At 73.7% G+C, this 5730-nt stretch carries 3 protein-coding genes and 4 pseudogenes; all 7 read left to right on the forward strand.

The features are described 5' to 3' along the window. Window positions 1–378, forward strand: a pseudogene (locus tag JNW89_RS25690) (hypothetical protein); the annotation flags it as partial. Between the two features lie 34 nt (window positions 379–412). Next, a pseudogene (locus JNW89_RS39025) lies at window positions 413–667 on the forward strand (DUF6519 domain-containing protein); the annotation flags it as partial. Window positions 668–750: 83 nt separating this feature from the next. Then, a pseudogene (locus tag JNW89_RS39030) lies at window positions 751–1476 on the forward strand (DUF6519 domain-containing protein); the annotation flags it as partial. 142 nt (window positions 1477–1618) lie between these two features. Continuing rightward, complete coding sequence (locus JNW89_RS25705) at window positions 1619–3808, forward strand: right-handed parallel beta-helix repeat-containing protein (RefSeq protein WP_238450867.1); 2190 nt, start codon at window positions 1619–1621, stop codon at window positions 3806–3808. 261 nt (window positions 3809–4069) lie between these two features. Continuing rightward, window positions 4070–4498 carry a hypothetical protein gene (locus JNW89_RS25710; RefSeq protein ID WP_154936637.1) on the forward strand — a complete coding sequence of 143 codons (429 nt, stop codon included), beginning with the start codon at window positions 4070–4072 and terminating at the stop codon, window positions 4496–4498. Then, window positions 4492–4716, forward strand: a complete 225-nt coding sequence (locus JNW89_RS25715) for a helix-turn-helix transcriptional regulator (protein WP_375155138.1) — start codon at window positions 4492–4494, stop codon at window positions 4714–4716. The genes JNW89_RS25710 and JNW89_RS25715 overlap by 7 nt, the downstream gene beginning before the upstream one ends. Continuing rightward, window positions 4713–5684: pseudogene (locus JNW89_RS25720) on the forward strand (NAD(P)-dependent alcohol dehydrogenase). The gene JNW89_RS25715 and the pseudogene JNW89_RS25720 overlap by 4 nt, the downstream one beginning before the upstream one ends. Window positions 5685–5730 lie beyond the last annotated feature (46 nt).

The raw sequence follows: 5730 nt of genomic DNA on the forward strand, positions 1-5730 counted from the left end.
TGGTCACGGTGGGCCCGCCGACAGCAGGGGTACGTGCGGTTCAGCTACCTGCGGCCCGGCTCGGTGACCCCGCGCCGGTACCGCTGCCAGCCGGACCTGGCCGTGCAGGCCCATCCCGGCGACCCGGACGTCGCCACCCGGGTGGGGCCGGCCTTCGCCAGCACCCGGTACGGCGACGCGACGTACGGCCGACTCGCCGAGACCGCCGCCGCCGAGCTGCGTACCGGCGCGGAGTCCGGTGCCGAGATGGGCGCGTTCCGACGCGCGCTCACCCCGCAACGCCTCAACAACCTGGCCCTCGCCCTGCGGGAGTACCTGCCGCTGGGGCGGGTGGCATCTCCCTTGCCCGTGCTGCCGACCGGAGGAACCACACCATGAAGGGCGACATCAGCCGCTCGACGTTCGACCAGCGGCGCACGCGACGAGCGTGCGCAAACAGCAGGGCCGGGTGGACCTGGACGCGGACTGGAACGAGCAGCAGGACATCCAGGCGCACCTGCGGGCGACCGCGCTGACCGACCTGGTCGGCCCGGCTGGGGCACCGCTGACCAACGGGGCGTTCGCGCTCACCGGGGGCGGCGGCGACCTGAAGCTGTCGGCCGGCCGCTACTACCTGGACGGGGTGCTCTGCGAGAACGACGCGCAGGTCTCCGTCTTCGCCCAGCCCGACCTGCCGGCCGCCGGTCCGTTCGTGCGCAAGCTCGACGGCACCTGGCTGGCCGCCGGCGCGCCGTCCCCGCCGGGGTCTACGTGGCCTGGCTCCAGGCCTGGTCGCAGCACGTCACCGCCATCGAGGACGCCGGCCTGCGCGAGGTGGCCCTGGGCGGCCCGGACACCGCCACCCGGCTGCGCACCGTCTGGCAGGTCCGGCTGGTGCAGGCCGGCCCGCCGAGCACCCCGGTGGGGTGCGCCGACACCCCGCCCGGCTGGGCGGAGCTGACCGCCGCCTCGACCGGCACCCTCGCGGTCCGCGCCGATCCCACCGGCGCTCCGGGCGGCGACTGCGTCATCCCGACCGGTTCCCCGTACACCGGGCTGGACAACCAGTGCTACCGGGTGGAGATCCTCGCCGGCGGCGCTCCCGGCGCGGCGACCTACGTGTGGTCGCGGGACAACGGCTCCACGGTGGCGACCTGGGAGAGCATCGACGTCGACGTGCTCACGGTGAAGGTGCCCGGCCGCGACGGCAGCGCGGGCTTCGCCAACGGGTCCTGGGTGGAGCTCACCGACGACACCCGCGAGCAGAACGCGACGCCGGGCACGCTGGTGCAGGTCGACCGGGTGGAGGGCGATCGGATCGTGATCCGCCCGGCCACCGCCACCGGCAGCCTGAACCGGGCCGACTTCCCCCGGCGGCCCCGGGTGCGCCGCTGGGACGGCCGGGGCACCGTCCCCGCCGGCGGCGCCGAGCTGGACCTGGAACTCGGTATCAAGATCCGGTTCGGTGCGGCGGGCAGCTACCGGACGGGGGACTGGTGGTCCTTTCCCGCCCGCTCGGCGGTGCACGACGTGGAGTGGCCGAGGACCGGCACGACGCCCGTGCCGCAGACCCCCGCACGGCCCGCGCCGGGCCCACGGCCGGCTGGGCGTCCTCGGGTACGACGGCAGCCAGTGGAGCGTGCTGCGCGACTGCCGCCCGGTCTTCGCCCCGCTCACCGGTCAACTGACCCTGAGCCTGCTCGGCGGGGACGGCCAGGAGGCCGTGCCGGTGCCGAACAGTCCGGCGACGCTGGTGCCGCTCGGCCACGACCTGGTGGCGGGCGTCTCCACGGGCGGCCAGCCGGTCGCCAAGGCCCGGGTGCGCTTCACCGTCACCATCGGCCAGGGGAAGCTGACCGCCGGCGCGACCACCGCGAGCACGGTCACCGTGGAGACCGGTACGGACGGCCGGGCCCGCTGCGCCTGGCAGCTCGACTCGGGCACCGCCACCCAGGAGGTCACCGCCCAGCTCCTCGACGAGGCGATGCAGCCGGCCCACCTGCCGCTCACCTTCACCGCAAGCCTCTCCCGCGCCGACCGGGTGTCGTACGACCCGACCGGGCGGCCGTCGCTGGCCGGGGCGACCACCGTGCAGGCCGCCATCAACCAGCTCGCCGCGGCCAGCACGGGCGGCTGGGCGACGGTGACGCTGCGGCCGGGCATCGACTGGGTGCAGGCGTTGAACACGCTGCCCGCCGGGGACGTGCTGATCTGCTTCGCGCCCGGGCTCTACACCAGCAACACGCCGGTGACCTTCAGCAACCGGACGAACATCCGACTGCTCGGCAGCGGCCCCGCGAGCCGGATCCAGGTGCAGGGCCACGAGTACGCGCTGCTCTTCGCCAACTGCGGCTCGGTGTCCGTGTCGCACCTGTCCGTGGAGACCCCGGGGCCGGCCGACAGCTCGGGGCGGCTCGGTCCGATCAGCGCGATCAACTGCAAGGAGGTGACCGTCGAGCACGTCCGGCTGGCCGGGGTGGCGGGCGCCGCGCCCCGCAGCACCTGCCTGACCGTGCGCAACGACCAGGGCACCCCGCCCGGCCGGGTCCGGGTGCTCGACTCGGACTTCCTGATCGGCCACGGCCAGCAGGGGGTGCTCCTGGTCAATCCGGAGCACGCCATCGTCACCCGCTGCCGGTTCAGCACCCCGCCCCGACCGCTCTCGCTGACCCTCCAGGAGCTGGTCAAGGACGAGAAGTTCCGCGGCGAGCTGGCCACCCAGCTGGTCGGCCGGCTGGCGCTGGACCGGGCGGACCGGCTGGAACGCGGCGACTTCAACACCGTGGTCCGGGTCGGGCAGTGGGGCGTGCGGATGAACTCGACGGTGCCGGAGAGCGAGTGGAAGACCCTGGCCGCCCTGCACCCACCGACGCCGGAGGACCTGCGCTCGGACCAGAGCGCCGGGGCGTACCTGCACCGGCTGGCGGACCTGGCCGCCGCGGACCCGGGCCGGCTGCCCAGCTACAAGCGGCAGCTCACCTCGCTCAAGGGCCGCCTCGGCGACGCCGCCGGGCGGATCTTCGACACCGACGAGGGTCGCAAGGCGCTGCGGGACTACCTGGTCGGCGAGGGCGTCAACGTGCGCCGGGCCGACGACATCGCCCGGGACCGGCGGGACGTCGCCCTGCCGGCGCCCGGGGCCAGCCTGCGCTTCGACTCCGCCCTGGCCCAGGGCGCCTGGGAGGCGGCGCTGGCGGCGTCGCCGCCGTCGCGCCCGGTGCAGACGCCGTCGGCGGCGGCCAAGCACCTGCGCTCGGTCGCCGACCGGATCCTGCTGGAGCCGGCGTTCGGCGACCGGTACGCCGCCGGGTACCGCAAGGAGCTGGCGGCCGCGGCCGAGGCGTCGATCGGGGCCTGCGGGGTGGTGATCGGCGGCGGCACGGCCGTCGGTGACGTGGAGGTCTCCGACTGCCGCTTCGACCAGGTGGCCGAGGGCGTCCACATCGGGGTGTCGTACCACCCCGGTCCGCCCATCCAGGGCCGGACGATCCGGGTGACCGGCAACGACATCCACCTGGTCAAGGCCTGGTGGCGGGGGGAGGGCACGATCCGCGGCATCAAGATCGGCAGCATGCGCAACGTCTTCGTCTCGGACAACCGGATCTCCGTCTCCGGCGGCACCGGCCTGGGGATCTGGGCGTTCGCGGCCGGGGGGCCGATCCTGGCCGTGCGGGACAACCTGGTGCAGAACTGCAACCCCGGCATCATGGTCAACCCGCTCTGGTCGGGCGCCCCGGCGAAGCGCCTCTGGTCGGTGACCGACAACGTGTCGATGGACGGCCTGATCCGGGTCGAGGGCGGAGCGCGGAACGCGGGCAACGTGAGCTGAGCTGTCACATGGGTGACTGCGTGGGCTTCCGCGCCGCCCTACGCTTTCGGTGACTGCCACTTAGCACGGTTGCGGATTGCAGATGTGGTCTAGGGGTTCAAGTCCTCTGGTAGTCGCTCAACAAAGGCAAGGCGGGTCCTCACGGGCCCGCCTTGTCTGCGTGCGCGCCCCGCCTCGCCGTGTAAAGAATTCTTGACACGCCTGGCCACCGGGGCATACCGTTCGGGTGTCAAAAATTCTTTACACCCCCGGGGAGGGTCCATGGCCTTCGAGGAAAAACGCGCCTGGATGTTGGCCGTGGTCGCGGTCATCGCCTACGCCACGTACGCGGCCATCGTTCTCGGCCGCGCCGACGGCGTCCCGCTGCCCGACGTGTCGTACGCCGGCGCCCTGCTCTGGAGCATCGGCGGCGCCATCGTGGCGTCGATCCTCCTCCACATCGTCGTCTCGATCGTCTCGCCCGAGGGCGCCAACCAGTCCGACCAGCGCGACCGGGAGATCCACCGCACCGGCGAGCACATCGGCCAGTCCTTCGTCGTCGTCGGCGCGGTCGCCGCGCTCGGCATGGCACTGGCCCGCTGGGACCACTTCTGGATCGCCAACGTCATCTACCTGTGCTTCGTGCTCTCCGCCGTCGTCGGCTCCACTGCCAAGATCGTCGCCTACCGGCGGGGCTTCCAGTCGTGGTGAAACCGACCCGGATCACCAACTCCATCCGCGCCCTGCGCGCCGCGCACGGCGACCTGACCCAGGCCGAACTGGCCCGCCGCGTCGGCGTGACCCGGCAGACCGTCATCGCCATCGAACAGGGCCGCTACTCGCCGTCGCTGGAGATGGCCTTCCAGATCGCCGCCGTGTTCGACGTCCCCGTCACCGACGTGTTCCAGTACCCCCAGGAGGGCTCGTGAAAGCCATCGTCCAGGACCGCTACGGCTCCGCCGACGGGTGGGAACTGCGGGACATCGACCCGCCCGTGGTCGGCGACGACGACGTGCTCGTCCGGGTCCACGCCGCCGGCGTCGACCCCGGCGTCTGGCACCTGATGACCGGCCTGCCGTACCCGGTCCGCCTCGGCTACGGGCTGCGCCGCCCCCGCCACCGCGTCCCCGGCATGGACCTCGCCGGCGTCGTCGAAGCCGTCGGCCGCCACGTCACCCGCTTCGCCCCCGGCGACGAGGTCTACGGCACCGGCGCCGGCAGCTACGCCGAGTACGCCCTCGCGCCGCAGCACAAGCTCGCCCGCAAGCCCGCCGCGCTCACCTTCGCCGAGGCCGCCGCCATCCCGGTCTCCGGCCAGACGGCGCTCACCGCCGTCCGGGACGCCGCGACGGTCCGCCCCGACCAGCGGGTGCCTCGTCATCGGCGCCGGCGGCGGCGTCGGCTCGTACGCCGTACAGCTCGCCGCGGCGGCCGGCGCCCACGTCACCGGCGTCTGCGGACCCACCAAACCCGACCTCGTGACGTCCCTCGGCGCGACCGACGTCATCGACCACACCCGCGAGGACATCACCGACCGGAGCGTGCGATACGACGTCATCGTCGACACCGCCGGCAACCGCACCCTGACCCACCTGCGCCGCGCGCTCACCCCGACCGGCACGCTGGTCCTCGTCGGCGGCGAGGCCGCCACCGGCAGGCTGCTGCAGGGCTTCGACCGGCAGCTGCGCGCGCTGCTGCTCTCCCCACTGGTCGGCCAGCGGCTGATTCCCCTGGTGGCCAAGGAGAGCAGCGAGAACCTCGACGCCCTCACCGCGCTGGTCGACGCCGGCCGGCTCCGGCCCGTCCTCGACCGGAGCTGGCCGCTGCCGAGGCGGCCGACGCGATCCGGCACCTGCGCGGCGGCCACGCCCGGGGCAAGAACGTCGTCCTGCCCTGACCGGGGCGACCGCCGGCGCGCCGCCGCTCAACTGCTTGGGACCACC

The organism is Micromonospora sp. 4G55 (assembly GCF_016803375.1).

What these genes read in the sequence shown, in the direction of transcription:
- JNW89_RS25710 (WP_154936637.1), top strand. Translation starts at nt 4,070, where the DNA reads ATGGCCTTCGAGGAAAAACGCGCCTGGATGTTGGCCGTGGTCGCGGTC.